Source organism: Curtobacterium sp. PhB146 (assembly GCF_004342995.1).
Taxonomy (GTDB): Bacteria; Actinomycetota; Actinomycetes; order Actinomycetales; family Microbacteriaceae; genus Curtobacterium.
This window is the reverse complement of record NZ_SMBN01000004.1, coordinates 233,149-250,844: the sequence shown is the minus strand read 5'-3', so window position 1 is coordinate 250,844 and position 17,696 is coordinate 233,149. Positions and strand designations below refer to the sequence as shown.

Genomic DNA, 17,696 nt, shown 5'->3' with positions numbered 1-17,696 from the left:
CAAGTCGAATCGGGCGTACCTGATCGTTTCTTTCGACCAGGTACGCCCGATTCCGCTCGGTACACGCGCGCCGCGCGCGCGGCTGCGCGCTGCGCGCCGCACGCGGTGTCGGCGGGGCGGGGGATACTGGGGGCATGCCGCTGTACCGGGACGAGTGCGTCGTGTTGCGCACCCACAAGCTCGGGGAAGCCGACCGCATCGTCACCATGCTCAGCCGGCAGCACGGCAAGATCCGCGCGGTGGCCAAGGGCGTGCGGCGGACGGCGTCGAAGTTCGGCAGCCGGCTCGAGCCGTTCATGGTCGTCGACGCCCAGTTCTACGAGGGCCGCTCGCTCGACATCGTCACGCAGGCCGAGTCGCTCGGGGCCTACGGGGCGCAGATCGTCGCCGACTACGGCGCGTACACGGCAGCCAGTGCGATGGTCGAGACCGCCGACCGCCTGAGCGAGGCCGACGCCGGGCTGCAGCAGTACCTGTTGCTCGTCGGCGCGCTGCGGTCGCTGTCGCGCGGTGAGCACCACTCCAGCGCGACGCTCGACTCCTACCTGCTCCGTGCGATGAGCATCGCGGGGTGGGCGCCCTCGTTCAGCGACTGCGCGGTGACGGGGGAGCCCGGGCCGCACTCCGCGTTCGTGGTGCAGCTCGGCGGGGTCGTCGCCGACCGGGCTGCGCCTCCCGGCACACCGCGGCTCGACCCGGCGACCCTCGGCGTGCTCGGCTCGCTGCTCGCCGGCGACTGGGCGAGCGTCGACGCCACCGACGAACGGACGCGGTCGCGGGCCTCCGGCGTGGTCGCGGCCTACGCCCAGTGGCACCTGGAACGATCGCTCCGGTCCCTGCCGCACGTCGACCGCTCGGAGCACCCGCTGCCCGTGCCGCTGACCCACGACGGACCCGAGGCGACCGCACGCGCGGTGGCCTCCACCCCGGCACCCGCACTCCCTGACCCCGATCCCGCCGCGGAAGGAACCCGCACCGTGGAAGGAACCCCCACCGCATGAGCCCCCGCCGCCCCGACGACGCCGAGCCGTTCCGCCCGATCGACTGGACCGGTGAGACGCCTCCGGCGATCCCGGCCCGGTTCGTGCCGGACCACGTCGCGATCGTGATGGACGGCAACGGCCGGTGGGCCAACGGCCGCGGGCTCACCCGGATCGAGGGGCACAAGGCCGGCGAGGCCTCGCTGCTCGACGTCGTCGCCGGTGGGATCCAGATCGGCGTCAAGCACATCTCGGCGTACGCGTTCTCGACCGAGAACTGGAAGCGTTCGCCGGAAGAGGTCCGGTTCCTGATGGGCTTCAACCGCGACGTGATCCGTCGTCGGCGCGACCAACTGAACGAGTGGGGCGTCAAGGTGCGGTGGGCCGGACGCCGTCCGCGGCTGTGGCGGAGCGTCATCGACGAGCTCGACCGTGCCGAGCAGATGACCGCGGGCAACGACGTGCTGACCCTGACGATGTGCGTCAACTACGGCGGCCGGAACGAGATCGTCGACGCCGTGCGGGGGATGGCCGAAGAGGTCGCCGCCGGACGCCTCAAGCCGAGCCAGGTCACCGAGAAGGCACTGGCGAAGCGGCTCTACGTGCCCGAGATGCCCGACGTCGACCTGTTCCTGCGCAGTTCGGGGGAACAGCGCACGAGCAACTTCCTGCTGTGGCAGTCGGCGTACGCCGAGATGGTGTTCCTGGACCGCCTGTGGCCGGACTTCCGGCGCACGGACCTGTGGGGTGCGATCGAGGAGTACGCACGCCGCGACCGGCGCTACGGCGGTGCGGTCGACGCCCCGACCGCCTGACGCACCCGTCAGCCGGGCAGCGGCCCGTCGAGCAGGTGTGCCGCCGACCGCACCGCATCCAGGGCGGCACGGACGCTCGGGACACGCTCGGCCCCTCGGGCGATGACGACCTCGACCCGGCGGGCCAGGTCGTCGTCCACGGGGTCGACCCGGACGTCGGCGGGGATCACCGTCGTCGCGAGCGCCAACCGGGGGAGCAGCGCCACGCCGAGTCCGGCGGCGACGAGCCCCACCACCGCTGCCGCGTTGTCGGTCTCGAGCACGATGTCCGGGGTGAACCCGGCGGTCGCACACGAGGCGAGCAGGTGGCCGCGGCACCGGGGGCAGCCGCCGATCCAGCGGGCGTCGCGGTGCGACGCGAGGTCGACAGCACCGGAATCCGCGGCACCAGAGTCCGCAGCATCGGACCCCACGGACACGGAGGGCGTCACCAGCGCGAGCGGATCACGCCCGAGCGCCCGGGTGACGAGCCCGGGGTCCGGGGCGGACCCGACTTCGTCGCCGACGTAGGTGAAGGTCAGGGCGACGTCGACCTCCCCGCTCCGCAGCAGGTCGAGCGCCTCGGGCGGTTCGACCTCGACGTACGAGGTCGTCACGCCCGGAGCCGTCGACGCCAGCCGGGCGAGCACCGCGGGCACGAGGGCCGAGGACGCGCTCGGGAACCCGGCGAGGCGAACGCGGCCGCGGGTCAGCCCCCCGACGGCGTCGAGGTCCTCTCGCGCCGCGGTGAGTGCGGCCTGCACGTGCAGGGCGTGGTCGGCGAGCACCCGACCGGCGTCCGTCAGGGTGGCACCGCGCCCGCCGCGACCGTCCTGCCCGGACCGCAGCACCAGGGTGTGCCCGAGCCGCCGTTCGGCCCGGGCGAGCAACTGGCTGACCGCGGGTTGGCTCGACCCGAGTGCTGCGGCGGCGCGGGTGATCGACCCACCGTCGGCCACAGCGCGGAGGATCCGGAGCAGCTGGGGATCGATGTCGTCCATCACGCGATGTTATCGGCTGCACAACAGAACAGGCCTGGTGTGATGGGGCACGAGCCGGGACGCTGTCCGCATGGACTCCTTCCCCGCCGGTCGTGGCTACCTCGCGGCGTGCACCGCCGGTCTGCCGACCCGTGCCACGATCGCCGCCCAGCGGGCCGACCTCGACGCGTGGTCCCGCGCCGAGACCTCGCCGGCCCACTACGGGGCGTTGGTCGAGGAGGGCCGCGCGCTGTTCGCCGCCCTCGTCGGGGTGCCGGTGTCCCACGTGGCGACCGGCTCGCAGACCTCGGTGATGGCTGCGGTCGTCGCCGATGCGTTACCGGACGGTGCTGAGGTGGTCGTGCCCGACGGCGACTTCAGCTCGGTCGTGTTCCCGTTCCTCGCCCAGGCGCACCGTGGCGTCCGCGTCCGGCACGTGCCGCTCGACCGGCTCGCCGCGTCCGTCGGGCCCGACACCGCCCTCGTCGCGTGGTCCGCAGTGCAGTCCGCCACCGGCGCGGTCACGGATCCGTACCCGGTCGTCGCCGCGGCCCGGAAGGTCGGCGCCCTGACCCTCTGCGACCTCACGCAGGCAGCCGGTGTCCTGCCCGTCGACGCGGCACTGTTCGACGTGACGCTCACGCACGCCTACAAGTGGCTCTGCGCACCGCGCGGCGTCGCCTTCATGACACTCTCCGACACCGCCCTCGGTCGGCTCCGCCCGGTCCAGGCCGGCTGGTACGCCGGCGCGGACGTGTGGTCGTCCTGCTACGGCCCCGACATGCGCCTGGCCGACGACGCCCGTCGCTTCGACGTCTCGCCGGCCTGGCAGGCGTGGCCCGGTGCCGTGGCCGCGCTCGAACACGCGGTCGCGCTCGACCAGCAGGCGGTCTGGAGGCACGCCACCGGTCTCGCAGATCGGCTGTGCGACGCCCTCGGGTCGCCTCGGCAGTGCGACGGGCAGGCGATCGTGACGTTCGCGGACGCCGACGGGTCGGCCCTCCGGGCCCTCACCGCCGCCGGGCTCACCGCGTCGGGGCGTGCCGGGCGACTCCGGATCGCGTTCCACCTGTGGAACGACGAGTCCGACGTGACCGACGTGGCGGCCGCACTGTGCGGGGTGGGGGCGACCACGGCGAGGACGTGAGCGCTGCGGGCGGACGCGGGGCGGGCCTCCCGGCCGACGATCGCCGGTAGTCTTGCCCGGACCGTTTCCGCACCGAGCACCCAGCTCGGCGACCTCTGGAGCACTCTTTGGCACAGCCCACCCGTCTCGACAGCGTCATCGCCCTGGCCAAGCGCCGCGGCTTCGTCTTCCAGTCGGGTGAGATCTACGGAGGCTCCCGCTCCGCGTGGGACTACGGGCCCCTCGGTGTGGAGCTCAAGGAGAACATCAAGCGTCAGTGGTGGCAGCGGTTCGTCCGCGGCCGTGGCGACATGGTCGGCCTCGACTCCGCCGTCATCCTGCCCCGCAAGGTGTGGGAGGCCTCCGGCCACGTCGCGACCTTCACCGACCCGCTCGTGGAGTGCCTGCACTGCCACCACCGGTTCCGCGAGGACCACCTGATCGAGGCGTTCGTCGCCAAGAAGGGCCGCGAGCCCGAGGGCCGCATGGCCGAGATCGCCTGCCCGAACTGCGGCACCCGCGGCGAGTGGACCGAGCCCCGCGAGTTCTCCGGGATGCTCAAGACCTACCTCGGCCCGGTCGAGTCGGAGGAGGGCCTGAACTTCCTGCGCCCCGAGACCGCCCAGGGCATCTTCGTCGACTTCGCGCAGGTCGTGACGACCAGCCGGATGAAGCCCCCGTTCGGCATCGGCCAGGTCGGCAAGGCGTTCCGCAACGAGATCACGCCCGGCAACTTCATCTTCCGCACGCGTGAGTTCGAGCAGATGGAGATCGAGTACTTCGTGCCGCCGGCCGAGGCGGGCGAGCACTACGAGCAGTGGATCGCCGACTCCGTCGCGTTCTACACCGACCTCGGCATCGACCCGGAGAACCTGCGTCGCTTCGACGTGCCGGACGGCGAGCGGGCGCACTACTCCGACGCCACCGCCGACATCGAGTACCGCTTCGGGTTCACCGGCTCGGAGTGGGGCGAGCTGATGGGCGTCGCGAACCGCACCGACTTCGACCTCAACAACCACATCGAGTCGTCCGGCCAGGACCTGCGCTTCTTCGACCAGGCGGCGAACGAGAAGTACGTGCCGTACGTCATCGAGCCGTCCTTCGGCCTGACCCGTGCGCTCATGGCGTTCCTGCTCGACTCGTACCACGAGGACGAGGCACCGAACGCGAAGGGCGGCGTCGACAAGCGCACCGTGCTGCGACTCGACCCGCGCCTGGCTCCCGTCAAGGCCGCGGTGCTGCCGCTGTCGCGCAACGAGCAGCTGTCGCCGGTCGCCCGCGGCCTGGCCGACGACCTGCGCAAGAACTGGAACGTGGACTTCGACGACGCCGGTGCGATCGGCCGTCGCTACCGTCGCCACGACGAGATCGGCACGCCGTTCTGCATCACGGTCGACTTCGACACGCTCGAGGACAAGGCCGTGACCGTGCGCGAGCGCGACACCATGGCGCAGGAGCGGGTCGCCCTCGACCAGCTGCAGGGCTACCTGGCGCAGCGCCTGCTCGGCGCGTAGGGGTTTCGGCTCCGCAGAACACCGGTGTTCGTGCGTTGCACACCCGCAGTCGGGTGTTCGACCTGCGAACACCGGTGTTCTGCTGCCAGCGGCGGGAATGCGCGCGCAGCGTCCGCGTTGGGATCAGCATGAACGACTCCGTGAAGGTCGATGTCTGGTCGGACATCGCCTGCCCCTGGTGCTACATCGGCAAGCGCAAGTTCGAGGCCGGCGTCGCCGCGTTCGGCGCCTCGGCGGACGGCCGCCCGGTCGAGGTCGAGTACCACTCCTTCGAGCTCAGCCCGGACACCCCCGTCGACTTCGAGGGCACCGAGGCTGAGTTCCTGTCGAGCCACAAGGGCATGCCCGTCGAGCAGGCGCAGCAGATGCTCGACCAGGTCACCGGCATCGCGGCCTCGGTCGGGCTGGACTACGACTTCGAGGCCATGCACCACACGAACACCGTGAAGGCGCACCAGGTCATCCACCTCGCCAAGCAGCACGGCAAGCAGCTCGACATGGTCGAGCGCCTGTTCACCGCCTACTTCGAGCGCGGCGAGCACGTCGGCGACGACGCGACGCTGGCCGACCTGGCCGCCGAGATCGGGCTCGACCGCGACGAGGTCCTCGCCACGCTCCGCGACGACTCCCAGCTCGCAGCCGTCCGCGCCGACCAGGCCCAGGCGCAGGCCTTCGGCATCAACGGCGTCCCCTTCTTCGTCATCGACGGCAAGTACGGCGTCTCGGGCGCGCAGGATCCGGCAGCGTTCGAGCAGGTGCTGACGCAGGTCGTCGCGCTGCGCGAGATGACTCCGGACGAGGTCGCCTCGGCGACCGAACGCGCTGCGGACGACGCGAGCGCCGACGTGGCGGCGACCCGATGACGGGCGCGACGGTCACCGTCGGGGGTGGGGCGGGCCTCCCGTCCGCCCCGTCGGTCCCGGATGCGATCTCCGGTCTGGAGGCGCGCCCCGGCCTGCTCACGCTGGTCACGCCCGGCGGTGCGCCGGTCTGCGACGGTGATTCGTGCCTGATCGACGCCGGATCGTTCGCCGGCGCCGAGGGCGACTGGACCGAGGTGCCGGACTGACGGATCCGTCGGTCGCGCTTCGCGCGCTGCTGGTCCCGCGCCGCGCGCTGCTGGTCCCGCGCCGCGCGCTGCTGGTCTCGCGCCCCCGTGCGGTCGTCGCGCCCCGACTCTGCAGGGCGCGACGGCTGCGCGGGGGCGCGATCCGTCGGTCGCCGGACCGATCAGGCGCGCTGCGGTTCCTCGTCGGTGATGTCGGCGACCGTCGCGCCGTACGCGGCGACGAGGGCGTCGGCGTCGACGAAGGCGCTCGCGCCGTGCCGGCCCGCGCCGAGGGCGACCCGTCGACCGGCGATCCGCTCGTCGGCGTAGACGGGCAGGTTGCCGGTCGCTCCGATGGGCGTGATCGTGCCGCGCTCGTAGCCCGACGCCTGGAGCGCGGTCGCCGCGTCGGGCATCGAGAGCTTGTTCACGCCGACGACGGTGCGGAGCTTCTTCCACGCGATGCTCCGGCCGCCCGGCACGAGCGCGAGCAGGAAGCCGCCGTCGTGGCGCTTCACGACGAGCGTCTTGACGATGTCGCCGGGGTCGATGCCGAGCAGTCCGGCGGCGTGCTGCAGGGAGTCCGCGGCGGGGCGTTCGACGACCTCGACCGTCAGGCCGCGGGCTGCTGCGTCGGTGTCGAACCGGGTGCTGGCGTCGATCGTCATGTGGAGAACGCTACCGGCGAGCACCGACGTGGGAAGATGGGACAGGTATGACGATCACACAAGCCCCAGCACGGCCTCTGCGCATCGGCCCGATCGAGGTCGACGTGCCGGTCGTGCTCGCGCCCATGGCGGGCATCACGAACATGGCGTACCGCCGGCTCTGCCGCGAGTACGGCGCCGGTCTCTACGTCTGCGAGATGATCACGTCGCGCGCACTGGTCGAACGCACCCCCGTGTCGATGCAGCTCATCCAGCACCACGAGTCCGAGACCCCGCGGTCGATCCAGCTGTACGGCGTCGAGCCGAACACCGTGGCCGAGGCCGCGTCGATCCTGGTGGGCGAGGACCGTGCCGACCACATCGACCTGAACTTCGGCTGCCCGGTGCCCAAGGTCACCCGCAAGGGCGGCGGCGCGGCACTGCCCTGGAAGCTCGAGCTGTTCCGCGAACTCGTCACGAAGACCGTCCGCGCCGCAGGGAACGTGCCGGTCACCGTGAAGATGCGCAAGGGCATCGACGAAGACCACCTGACCTACCTCGACGCCGCCCGCATCGCGCGGGACGCCGGCGTCGCCGCGGTGTCGCTGCACGCCCGCACGGCGAACGAGCACTACTCCGGTCACGCCGACTGGTCGGCGATCGCGACGCTGAAGGAGACCGTCACCGACATCCCGATCCTCGGCAACGGGGACATCTGGTCGGCGGCCGACGCCCTGCGCATGGTCGACGAGACCGGCGTCGACGGCGTCGTCGTCGGACGCGGGTGCCTCGGGCGCCCGTGGCTGTTCGGCGACCTGGCGGCGGCGTTCCGCGGCGAAGGGCTGCGGTACATGCCGACCCTGGGCGAGGTCGCCGACGGGTTCCGTCGGCACGCCGAACTGCTCGTCGAGTTCTTCGGGTCCGAAGACCACGGTTGCCGCGACGCCCGCAAGCACGTGGCCTGGTACTTCAAGGGGTACCCGATCGGCAGCGACGTGCGGTCCGGTCTCGCGCTGTCGTCGAGCCTGCAGGAGATCGACGACCTGCTCGGCCAGCTCGACCGCGACGCACCGTACCCGGGCGAGGGCGCCGAGGGCCCCCGTGGTCGCTCCGGCAACCCGAAGCGCACCGCCCTGCCCGACCGCTGGCTCGAGTCCCGCGACGTCGACAGCGAGTTCCGCAAGGTCCTCGCCGCCGCCGAGCTGCACCACAGCGGCGGATGAGCGCCACCGCTTCGTACGGCCCGGCCGACGCCGAGCGCTGGCTCCCCGAGGAGCACGGGAACCGCCGATCGGACTTCGCCCGTGACCGCGCACGGCTGCTGCACTCCAGCGCGCTGCGACGCCTCGCCGCCAAGACCCAGGTGCTCAGCCCGACGACCGGGCTCGACTTCGCCCGCAACCGCCTGACCCACTCGCTCGAGGTGGCGCAGGTCGGTCGCGAGCTCGCGGACTCGTTGGGCCTCGACCCCGACGTGGTGGACACCGCGTGTCTGGCGCACGACATCGGCCACCCGCCCTTCGGCCACAACGGTGAGACCGCCGTCAACGCCTGGGCCGCCGGCATCGGCGGGTTCGAGGGCAACGCGCAGACGCTGCGGCTGCTCACCCGGCTCGAGCCGAAGGTGTACGGACTCCGTCCGGGGTCGGGCGCCGCTGGCGCGGGGGCCGGGGCTGGCGCTGGCGCTGGCGTCGAGCGTCCCTTCGGGCTGAACCTGACCCGCGCGTCGCTCGACGCCAGCTGCAAGTACCCGTGGCCGGCCGCGCAAGGTGTCTCCGAGTCGTCATCGGGTCGGACCAAGTTCGGCTTCTACGACGACGACCACGACGCCTTCGAGTGGCTCCGCGCCGGGGCGCCCCGGCGGCAGCGGTGCATCGAAGCGCAGGTCATGGACCTGTCCGACGACATCGCGTACTCGGTGCACGACTTCGAGGACGCCGTCGTCGCCGGGTTCATCGACGTCGCGGCGCTCGGCGACCGGGTCGGCGAGAACGACATCGTCACCGCGATGCACGCGTGGGTGGGTGACGACCTGAGTCGTGAGGAACTGCTCGAGGCGTTCGACCGCCTCCGGGCACTGCCGCTCTGGATGACCTCGTACGACGGGTCCCGGCGCGACGCAGCGCACCTGAAGAACCTGACCTCGCAGCTGATCGGACGCTTCGCGCGGACGGCGACGGCCGCGACCCGCGAGTCCTACGCCTCCGGGTCCCTGGTCCGGTTCGCGGCGTCGGTGGTGACACCGCCGGAGATCATCGGCGAGATCGCGGTCCTCAAGGGCATCGTGGCAGCGTTCGTGATGACGCAGGGCGACCGGCAGCCCGTGTACGAAGACCAGCGTCGGATCCTGACGGAGCTGCTCGACGCCCTGGCAGCATCGGGTGCGTCGGACCTCGAGCCCGGCTTCGCCGCCGACTGGCGTGCGGCGTCCGACGACGACGGCCGACTCCGCGCCGTGGTCGACCAGGTCGCGAGCCTGACGGACCAAGGGGCGATCGCCTGGCACCGGCGGTTGGTCGTCGGCGAGCGGGAAGCGGTCCACATCCCGGCGTGAGCGGGGTGCTCCGTCGGCCTCGGTGGTTCGTCCACATCTCGGGGCCGCGGTCGGCCGAGGTCGGTCCCACGAACTAGGATCAGAGAGTGGCTGGCAGGATCGCGCGGAACGACATCGACGAGGTCCGCTCGCGTGTCAACATCGCCGACGTCGTCGGCGACTACGTCACGCTGAAGAACGCGGGCGTCGGCTCGATGAAGGGGCTCTGCCCCTTCCACGACGAACGTTCCCCGTCGTTCCACGTCCGGCCCCAGGTCGGCCGGTACCACTGCTTCGGCTGCGGCGAGGACGGCGACGTCTTCAGCTTCATCATGGCGCAGGACCACACCACCTTCGCCGAAGCCGTCGAGCGCATGGCCGCGAAGATCGGCTTCACCCTGCACTACGAAGAGGGCGACGGGCCGCGCACCGACTACAACACCCGCGCCCGGCTGATCGCCGCCAACGAAGCCGCGCTCGAGTTCTACACGGCGCAGCTCACCACCGCCGCGGCCGACCCCGCACGGCGGTTCCTGGGGGAGCGCGGGTTCGATCCCTCGGCGGCGCAGCACTTCGGTGTCGGCTTCGCCCCGAAGTCGTTCGACATGCTCAAGGACCACCTGCGCGGTCGGGGCTTCACGCTCGAGGAACTCACCTCGGCCGGGCTCGTCAGTCAGGGCGACCGGTCGCCGTACGACCGGTTCCGTGGTCGCCTGATGTGGCCGATCCGCGACGTCACCGGTGCGACGATCGGGTTCGGTGCCCGTCGCCTGCTCGACGACGACAAGGGCCCGAAGTACCTCAACACGCCCGAGACCCCGATCTACCACAAGAGCCAGGTGCTCTACGGGCTCGACCTGGCCCGCCGCGACATCTCGAAGCAGAAGCAGGTCGTGATCGTCGAGGGCTACACCGACGTCATGGCCTGCCACGTCGCCGGCATCACCACCGCGGTCGCCACGTGCGGCACCTCGTTCGGCGTCGACCACATCAAGGTGCTCCGCCCGATGCTCGGCGACCTGGCCGGCGCCGACCCGAACGCCAACGGCGAGGTCGTCTTCACCTTCGACCCGGACGAGGCCGGGCAGCGTGCCGCATCTCGCGCCTTCGCCGAGGAACAGCGGTTCGCGGCGCAGACCTTCGTCGCCGTGGCACCCGGTGGCCTCGACCCGTGCGACCTCCGGCTCGCCCGCGGCGACGACGCCATCCGCCGCCTGATCACGAACAAGCGCCCGATGTTCGAGTTCATGATCCGCCGCACGTTGGAGGGCCACGACCTCGAGACGGTCGAGGGCCGCGTCAGTGCCCTCCGCGCCGCCGCGCCCGTGCTCGCCGGCATCCGCGACCGCTCGCTCACGCAGGGGTACGTCCGCGAGCTCGCCGGCTGGCTCGGCATGGACATGCCCGAGGTCCGTCGATCGGTCGAGACCGCGCGTCGGCGTGCGGGGTCGACGGACGATCGGTCAGGAGGCCCGGGGCGCGACGGCCGCGCCGGTCACGCCACCGACGGGGCCGGTGTGGTCGAGGAGCCCGTCGCCGGGATCCGCTCGCTGCCGAACGACCCGATCAGCCGCATGGAGCGCGACGCCGTCATGGCGATGGTGCAGCAGCCGACCTCGGTCGGAGCGCCGCTGCTCGGGCTCGCCGCATCGGCCACGTTCTCGGCGCCGATGCTCGCCGTCGTGCGGGACGCCGTGGTCGCCAACGTCGACGTCATCGGGGCGGGGGACTGGCTCGACCGGTTGCTCGCCGACGTGCCGACCCCCTTGCGCACCCTGACGCACGAGCTCGCCCTCGCGCCGATCCCCGCCCGCAACGCCGAGGACCTCGCCGCGTACTGCCGGAGCATCGTCGTCGCCCTGGTCGAGCGGGACCTGCTCGCCCGCAAGGCCTCGTTGCTCGGACAACTGCAGCGTGCGGACCCGCACGAGCAGGCCGAGCGGCGCGCTGAGATCCAGCGGCAGCTCGTGGACATCGACGCGCAGCGCATGCGGCTCCGCGCCGACGCCGAGGCGTCCTAGCCCCTCGCTCTCGCCGCCCGAGTGCCGGGTGCCGGGCGCGCGGCCGTGTCGGGCGTGGAGTGGTCGTAAGGCGTCGGCTGGCCGGGGTCCGGCCGACGGGACGTGACCGCTCGGGGTGGGACGGGCGGTGTGTCGTGACCGGTCGGCGAACCCCGGACCAATCAGGTTGCAGCGCGCAACTTTCGTGTGCGGCGCGCCGGGCCGATGCGCACGAATGATGCATCACGCGACGGGTGCTTGCATTACAGCGGTGTAAACAAATCGCTCCCGGTTCGATCTGTTCCGTGACAGGGTGATACCAATGAGCGTTCCTGGCCGGGCACACAGACGTACCACCCGCCGGTCCGGACACTTGCACCCAACTTCAAGAGAGGCATCGAACATGGCATCCGTGTTCAAGAAGCACACAGCCACGTGGGGCAGGCGCGGCATCGCGCTCGGCGCCGGAGCAGCAGCGACGGCGCTGGTGCTGACCGGCTGCGCGAGCAGCAGCGTGAGCGACACCGAGTTGAACGGCCTGAGCATCGGGACGACGGACAAGATCACGTCCCTCGACCCGGCCGGCTCCTACGACAACGGCTCGTTCGCCGTGCAGAACCAGGTCTTCCCGTTCCTGATGAACACGCCCGTGGGCAGCCCGGACGTCGAGCCGGACATCGCCACGAAGGCGGAGTTCACGAGCCCGACCACGTACGAGGTCACCCTCAAGGACGGCCTCGAGTTCGCGAACGGCAACAAGCTCACCTCGAGCGACGTGAAGTTCTCGTTCGACCGTGAACTCAAGATCAACAACGAGAACGGCCCGCAGTCGCTGCTCGCCAACCTCAAGAGCATCGACACCCCGGACGACACGACCGTGGTGTTCAATCTCGACCACGCCGACCAGACCTGGCCGCAGGTGCTCTCGAGCCCCGCCGGCCCGATCGTCGACGAGGACGTCTTCAGCGCGACGAAGCTCACCAGCGCCGACGACATCGTCAAGGGCAAGGCGTTCGCCGGGCAGTACCAGATCAGCTCCTACAAGGAGAACCAGCTGATCCAGTACAAGACGAACCCGAAGTACGACGGCCTGCTCGGCAAGGCGAAGACCTCCGAGGTGACGGCCAACTACTACACCAAGGAGACCGACCTCAAGCTCGCCGTGCAGCAGGGCGACGTCGACGTTGCGTACCGCTCCCTGACGCCGACCGACATCTCGGACCTGCGCAAGGACGACAAGCTCAAGGTCACCGACGGCCCCGGCGGCGAGATCCGCTACGTGGTCTTCAACTTCAAGACGCAGCCGTTCGGCACCGGTCAGGACGACGCCGACGAGGCGAAGGCCCTCGCCGTGCGACAGGCCGCCGCCGACGTGGTCGACCGCGCCGCCCTGGCGAAGGAGGTCTACAACGACACCTTCACGCCGCTGTACTCGATGGTGCCGGACGGCCTCACCGGTGCGGTCCAGCCGTTCAAGGACATGTACGGCGACGGCGACGGTGGCCCCGACGTCGACAAGGCGAAGAAGACCCTCGCCGACGCCGGTGTCTCCGGCAAGGTGCAGCTCGACATCCAGTACGCGCCCGACCACTACGGTTCGGCCTCGGACGACGAGTACGCGCTGCTGAAGACGCAGCTCGAGGACTCGGGCCTGTTCACCGTCAACATCCAGTCGACGGTCTACACGACCTACGCCCAGGAGCGCACGAAGGACGCGTACCCGGAGTACCAGCTCGGCTGGTTCCCGGACTTCTCCGACGCCGACAACTACCTGTCGCCGTTCTTCACCAAGGAGAACTTCGTCCAGAACCACTACGACGACTCGGTCATCCAGGACCTCATCGCGAAGGAGCAGGCGGAGTCCGACCCGGACAAGCGTGCCGACCTGATCGAGCAGGCCCAGGAGCGCGAGGCATCGCAGATCTCGACGCTGCCCCTGCTGCAGGGCAAGTCCGTCGCCGTCGCCGGCAAGGACGTCAAGGGCCTGACCCTCGACGCCTCCTTCAAGTTCCGGTACGCCACCCTCAGCAAGTAGCACCACGCCCCTCGCGCAGGCCGCGGGCGTTCCCACGAGGAACGCCCGCGTGCCTGCGCACCGGCATGAAAGGCACCCCTCCCCGTGACCCTGAGCACCCCAGAGGCGACCCAGGACGTGAACGGCACCGATCCGACCAAGCCACAGGCACAACGTCGTGCCAAGAGCAGTGGCGGCGGACTCGGCCGGTACGTCCTCGTCAGGTTCCTCCTCATCATCCCGACCGTCTTCATCCTGGTGACGCTCGTGTTCTTCCTGATGCGCGTCATCGGGAACCCGATCACCGCGTCGGTCGGCGGCCGACTCACCCCGACGCAGCTGCAGGAACGCCTGCACGCCGCCGGGTACGACCGTCCCGTGCTCGTGCAGTACTTCGAGTACCTCGGCGGCATCCTGCGCGGTGACTTCGGCAACGCGTCGACCGACAACCGGCCGATCACCGAGATCATCCTGCAGTACGGCGGCGCGACCGCCGAGCTCGTCTTCTACGCCCTCGTCGTCGCGCTCGTGCTCGGCATCCCGCTCGGCATGCTGGCCGCGTACACGCGCGACAAGTGGCCCGACGTGCTGCTCCGTGCCCTCGCGATCCTGACGTACGCGACCCCGGTGTTCTTCGGCGGCCTGCTGCTCAAGCTCGTCTTCTCGGTGTGGCTCGGTTGGCTGCCGCTCGGCGACCGCGCGTCGACCAGGGTGGAGCTCATCCTCGACGGCATCCCCGGCGCGAGCGGCATCTACATCATCGATGCACTGCGGACCGGCAACGCGGCGGTCATCGGCGACGTGCTGCAGCACGCCGTCCTGCCGGCGCTGACCCTCGGACTGCTGACCGCCGGCATCTTCCTGCGCCTGGTGCGCGCGAACATGATCGGGTCGCTCGGCTCCGAGTACGTCGACGCGGCCCGCTCGCGCGGTGTCCGCGAGTCGCGGTTGGTGCGGACGCACGCGTTCCGCCCCGCTCTCGTGCCGATCATCACCGTGATGGGCCTGCAGATCGCGATGCTGCTGGGCGGTTCGGTCCTGACCGAGACCACCTTCGGGTGGCGCGGCCTGGGCTTCGAGCTCAACCAGTACCTGTCGGCTCGTGACTTCGTCGCGGTCCAGGGCATCGTCGCGATGCTGGCGGTGATCGTCGCGGTGACCAACTTCATCGTCGACGTCGTCGCCGCCCTGATCGACCCGAGAGTGAGGTTCTGACGATGGCCGACACCACCCTCGTCGACCGCCACGAGCCGCTCTGGAAGCGGCTGCCCGTGGTGGTCCAGCTCCGCAAGAGCACCGGCTGGCAGCGCGCCATGCTCATCGTCGGCGTGGTCATCTGCGCCCTGTACCTGCTCGTCGCGGTCTTCGCGCCGCTGCTGGCCCCGTACGGCTTCGGCCAGCTGCAGGGCGCGGACGGCGAGAGCTTCCCGCGCACGGGCGCACCGAGCGCCGAGCACATCTGGGGCACCACCGTCGGCGGGTTCGACGTGTTCAGCCGGGTGGTCTACGGCGCCCGGACCGCGGTCCTCGTCGTGATCGTCGCGGTCGTCGTGTCGATCATCGTCGGCGTGCTGCTCGGGCTGGTCTCCGGCTACCTGGGCGGTTGGCTCGACCGGGTCCTCGTCGTGGTCGCCGACGCGATCTACGCGTTCCCCTCGCTGCTGCTCGCGATCGTCGTGTCGATCGTGATCTCCGGCGGCAACTCGAGCTACTCGGGCGGCATCATCGCGGCGGCGATCTCGATCACCGTCGTCTACGTGCCGCAGTACTTCCGGGTGGTCCGTGCCGAGGCCGTGCGTCTGAAGAACGACGCGTTCGTCGAGTCGGCGCGCGTGATGGGCACGAACCCGTGGCGCATCATGACCCGCCACGTGCTGCGCAACTCGACCAGGTCCCTGCCGCTCATCCTGACGCTCAACGCCAGCGACGCGATCCTGACCCTGGCCGGCCTCGGCTTCCTCGGGTTCGGCATCGGTCCGACGTCCGGCGCCGAGTGGGGCTACGACCTCAGCCGTGCGCTGTCCGACGTCGCGAGCGGCGTCTGGTGGACCGGTGTCTACCCGGGTGTCGCGATCGTGGTGCTGGTGCTCGGTGTGACGTTCATCGGCGAGAGCCTCAACGACATCTCCGACCCCCGTCTGCGTGCGCGCCGACGGCTGAAGCAGCTGGTGTCCACGCACGACGCGCGCAACACGGCCACCGCGGAAGGATCGGGCGCATGACGACCGACACCGAGAACGCACCCGTGGTCGTCGTCGACGACCTCACGGTCACCTTCGCCACCGACGGCGGCGCCGTCGACGCGGTCAAGGGCGTCAGCCTCGACGTCCGCCCTGGCGAGGTCCTCGCCCTGGTGGGCGAGTCCGGCTCCGGCAAGTCCGTCACGGCTCGCGCCATGCTCCGGCTCATGCCCGAGACGGCGACGCTCGGCGGCGCGGTGCTGCTCGACGGCACCGACGTCGTCACCGTCGGCGCGCAGAAGCTCCGCAGCCTGCGGGGGACCGCCGGTGCGATGGTCTTCCAGGAGCCGTCGACCGCCCTCAACCCGGTCTTCACGGTCGGGTGGCAGATCGCCGAGGGGCTCCGCGCCCACGGCGGCATGTCCAAGAAGGAGGCGCGGGCGAAGGCCATCGACTACCTCGGCCGCGTCGGCATCCCCGACCCCGAGACCCGCGTCGACCACTACCCACACCAGTTCTCCGGCGGCCAGAAGCAGCGTGTCGTCATCGCGAGTGCCCTGGCCCTCGAGCCGTCGGTGATCATCGCCGACGAGCCGACCACGGCGCTCGACGTCACGGTGCAGGCCGAGATCCTCGACCTGCTCCGCCGCTGCCGCGACGAGTTCGGCACGGCGATCGTGATCATCACGCACAACATGGGTGTGGTGGCCGACCTGGCCGACCGCGTCGCCGTGATGTACCAGGGCGAGATCGTCGAAGAGGCATCGGCGACGGACCTGTTCGCGCGTCCGCAGGCCGACTACACGAAGCGGCTGCTCGCCGCCGTGCCCCGGCTCGAGGCGTCGACGGGCACCGCCCGCCGTGCCGCGATCACCGAGGACGTCACCCCGCTGGTCGAGGCGAAGGGGCTCGAGATCGAGTACCCCGGCCGCCTCGGTTCGCCCGCGTTCCGTGCCGTGAAGGGCGTCGACCTGGCGATCCGTCCCGGCGAGGTCCTCGGCTTGGTGGGGGAGTCCGGCTCCGGCAAGACCACGATCGGTCGCGCCATGGCCGGGCTGACGAAGGTCACCGGCGGCTCGCTGAAGGTCCTCGGCGCCGAGATGCTCGGCTACCGGGAGCGCGACTTCAAGCACCTGCGCAAGGACATCGGGTTCGTGTTCCAGGACCCGGCGACGTCGTTCAACCCGCTGCTCACGATCGCCGAGTGCGTCGCCGAGCCGCTGGTCGTCCACAAGGAGGTGTCGAGCCCGCGTGCGGCCCGTAAGCGCGTCGACGAACTCCTCGAGGCGGTCCAGCTGCCGAAGGCGTACGGGGACCGCTACCCGCACGAGCTCTCCGGTGGGCAGCGCCAGCGCGCCTCGCTCGCCCGGTCGCTCGCGCTCCGGCCGAAGCTGCTCATCGCCGACGAGCCGACGAGTGCGCTCGACGTGTCGGTGCAGGCCCGCGTGCTCGAGCTCTTCCTCGAGCTCCAGCAGGACCTGGGCTTCGCGTCGCTGTTCATCAGCCACGACCTGGCGGTCGTGGGCGCGCTGTCCGACCGGATCGCGGTGCTGTACCGCGGCGACCTGGTCGAGGTGGGCACGACGGCGCAGGTCCTCGGCGCCCCGCAGCACCCGTACACGCAGCGCCTGCTGGCGTCGCTCCCGGTGCCGGACCCTGCGGAGCAGGCCGAGCGACGGCGTACGCTGGAGCAACTGGAGAACGTCGGGTCCTGACCCGATGCGACCCGCGTCTGGTCTCGACCCGGCGCGACCCGTCCAGGAGGCCCGTCCAGCGTCGTCGACGCACGCCGGGCCTCCTGGACGGTCGCCTCCACAGCTGTACGCACGACGGTCCTGCCAGCGCGGTCCGTCGCGAACCGCCGCCAGGGGGCGGCGTGG

Annotated in this window: 15 protein-coding genes; 13 read left to right on the top strand and 2 right to left on the bottom strand. The window is 70.9% G+C overall.

Annotation, left to right across the window (positions count from 1 at the left end):
* The first annotated feature begins 134 nt into the window (after window positions 1-134).
* Both recO and EDF33_RS16025 read left to right on the top strand, forming a co-directional pair.
* Complete coding sequence (recO, locus tag EDF33_RS16030; RefSeq protein WP_131920522.1) at window positions 135-1,001, top strand: DNA repair protein RecO; 867 nt, start codon at window positions 135-137, stop codon at window positions 999-1,001.
* Window positions 998-1,795, top strand: coding sequence for an isoprenyl transferase (locus EDF33_RS16025; RefSeq protein WP_123292559.1), 798 nt, complete (start codon window positions 998-1,000; stop codon window positions 1,793-1,795). The genes recO and EDF33_RS16025 overlap by 4 nt, the downstream gene beginning before the upstream one ends.
* An 8-nt stretch (window positions 1,796-1,803) precedes the next feature.
* Here the strand turns inward: EDF33_RS16025 and EDF33_RS16020 are convergent, their stop codons facing one another.
* Window positions 1,804-2,775 carry a LysR family transcriptional regulator gene (locus EDF33_RS16020; protein ID WP_132100560.1) on the bottom strand — a complete coding sequence of 324 codons (972 nt, stop codon included), beginning with the start codon at window positions 2,773-2,775 and terminating at the stop codon, window positions 1,804-1,806.
* A gap of 70 nt (window positions 2,776-2,845) precedes the next feature.
* Here EDF33_RS16020 and EDF33_RS16015 point away from each other — a divergent pair, with 70 nt between their 5' ends.
* The 4 genes from EDF33_RS16015 (at window position 2,846) to EDF33_RS16000 (ending at window position 6,463) form a co-directional block, all read left to right on the top strand.
* Window positions 2,846-3,901, top strand: coding sequence for an aminotransferase class V-fold PLP-dependent enzyme (locus EDF33_RS16015; RefSeq protein ID WP_132100559.1), 1,056 nt, complete (start codon window positions 2,846-2,848; stop codon window positions 3,899-3,901).
* 107 nt (window positions 3,902-4,008) lie between these two features.
* Window positions 4,009-5,394, top strand: coding sequence for a glycine--tRNA ligase (locus EDF33_RS16010; RefSeq protein ID WP_132100558.1), 1,386 nt, complete (start codon window positions 4,009-4,011; stop codon window positions 5,392-5,394).
* A gap of 128 nt (window positions 5,395-5,522) precedes the next feature.
* Window positions 5,523-6,257, top strand: a complete 735-nt coding sequence (locus EDF33_RS16005; protein ID WP_132100557.1) for a DsbA family oxidoreductase — start codon at window positions 5,523-5,525, stop codon at window positions 6,255-6,257.
* Window positions 6,254-6,463 carry a hypothetical protein gene (locus EDF33_RS16000; protein ID WP_123340411.1) on the top strand — a complete coding sequence of 70 codons (210 nt, stop codon included), beginning with the start codon at window positions 6,254-6,256 and terminating at the stop codon, window positions 6,461-6,463. The genes EDF33_RS16005 and EDF33_RS16000 overlap by 4 nt, the downstream gene beginning before the upstream one ends.
* 161 nt (window positions 6,464-6,624) lie before the next feature.
* Here the strand turns inward: EDF33_RS16000 and EDF33_RS15995 are convergent, their stop codons facing one another.
* Window positions 6,625-7,110: a YbaK/EbsC family protein gene (locus tag EDF33_RS15995; RefSeq protein ID WP_132100556.1), complete on the bottom strand. Its 486-nt coding sequence runs from the start codon at window positions 7,108-7,110 to the stop codon at window positions 6,625-6,627.
* A 47-nt stretch (window positions 7,111-7,157) separates the two neighbouring features.
* Between EDF33_RS15995 and dusB the strand changes: the two genes are divergently transcribed.
* The 7 genes from dusB to EDF33_RS15960 all read left to right on the top strand — a co-directional run bounded on the left by dusB (window position 7,158) and on the right by EDF33_RS15960 (window position 17,531).
* Window positions 7,158-8,312, top strand: a complete 1,155-nt coding sequence (dusB, locus tag EDF33_RS15990; RefSeq protein ID WP_123292566.1) for a tRNA dihydrouridine synthase DusB — start codon at window positions 7,158-7,160, stop codon at window positions 8,310-8,312.
* A complete protein-coding gene (locus EDF33_RS15985; RefSeq protein ID WP_132100555.1) occupies window positions 8,309-9,643 on the top strand; it encodes a deoxyguanosinetriphosphate triphosphohydrolase in 1,335 nt (444 codons plus the stop codon). Before dusB ends, EDF33_RS15985 begins: the two co-directional genes overlap by 4 nt.
* A gap of 86 nt (window positions 9,644-9,729) precedes the next feature.
* Entirely contained in the window at window positions 9,730-11,643 is a 1,914-nt protein-coding gene (gene dnaG, locus EDF33_RS15980) for a DNA primase (RefSeq protein ID WP_123340415.1), read from the top strand.
* Window positions 11,644-12,025: 382 nt separating this feature from the next.
* Entirely contained in the window at window positions 12,026-13,657 is a 1,632-nt protein-coding gene (locus EDF33_RS15975; protein WP_123292569.1) for an ABC transporter substrate-binding protein, read from the top strand.
* 117 nt (window positions 13,658-13,774) lie between these two features.
* On the top strand, window positions 13,775-14,851 hold the full coding sequence (locus EDF33_RS15970) for an ABC transporter permease (protein ID WP_123292841.1): 1,077 nt from the start codon (window positions 13,775-13,777) through the stop codon (window positions 14,849-14,851).
* Between the two features lie 2 nt (window positions 14,852-14,853).
* Window positions 14,854-15,858 carry an ABC transporter permease gene (locus tag EDF33_RS15965; protein ID WP_132100554.1) on the top strand — a complete coding sequence of 335 codons (1,005 nt, stop codon included), beginning with the start codon at window positions 14,854-14,856 and terminating at the stop codon, window positions 15,856-15,858.
* Window positions 15,855-17,531: an ABC transporter ATP-binding protein gene (locus EDF33_RS15960; protein WP_123292571.1), complete on the top strand. Its 1,677-nt coding sequence runs from the start codon at window positions 15,855-15,857 to the stop codon at window positions 17,529-17,531. The genes EDF33_RS15965 and EDF33_RS15960 overlap by 4 nt, the downstream gene beginning before the upstream one ends.
* The last annotated feature ends 165 nt before the right edge of the window (window positions 17,532-17,696 follow it).

Excerpts from the sequence above, each read along its gene's own strand:
- EDF33_RS15995 (WP_132100556.1), bottom strand. The coding sequence starts at position 7,110 with ATGACGATCGACGCCAGCACCCGGTTCGACACCGACGCAGCAGCCCGC.
- EDF33_RS16025 (WP_123292559.1), top strand. The coding sequence starts at position 998 with ATGAGCCCCCGCCGCCCCGACGACGCCGAGCCGTTCCGCCCGATCGAC.
- EDF33_RS15985 (WP_132100555.1), top strand. The coding sequence starts at position 8,309 with ATGAGCGCCACCGCTTCGTACGGCCCGGCCGACGCCGAGCGCTGGCTC.
- recO (WP_131920522.1), top strand. The coding sequence starts at position 135 with ATGCCGCTGTACCGGGACGAGTGCGTCGTGTTGCGCACCCACAAGCTC.
- EDF33_RS15975 (WP_123292569.1), top strand. The coding sequence starts at position 12,026 with ATGGCATCCGTGTTCAAGAAGCACACAGCCACGTGGGGCAGGCGCGGC.
- EDF33_RS16020 (WP_132100560.1), bottom strand. The coding sequence starts at position 2,775 with ATGGACGACATCGATCCCCAGCTGCTCCGGATCCTCCGCGCTGTGGCC.
- EDF33_RS16005 (WP_132100557.1), top strand. The coding sequence starts at position 5,523 with ATGAACGACTCCGTGAAGGTCGATGTCTGGTCGGACATCGCCTGCCCC.
- EDF33_RS16000 (WP_123340411.1), top strand. The coding sequence starts at position 6,254 with ATGACGGGCGCGACGGTCACCGTCGGGGGTGGGGCGGGCCTCCCGTCC.
- EDF33_RS16015 (WP_132100559.1), top strand. The coding sequence starts at position 2,846 with ATGGACTCCTTCCCCGCCGGTCGTGGCTACCTCGCGGCGTGCACCGCC.
- dusB (WP_123292566.1), top strand. The coding sequence starts at position 7,158 with ATGACGATCACACAAGCCCCAGCACGGCCTCTGCGCATCGGCCCGATC.
- EDF33_RS15960 (WP_123292571.1), top strand. The coding sequence starts at position 15,855 with ATGACGACCGACACCGAGAACGCACCCGTGGTCGTCGTCGACGACCTC.
- EDF33_RS15965 (WP_132100554.1), top strand. The coding sequence starts at position 14,854 with ATGGCCGACACCACCCTCGTCGACCGCCACGAGCCGCTCTGGAAGCGG.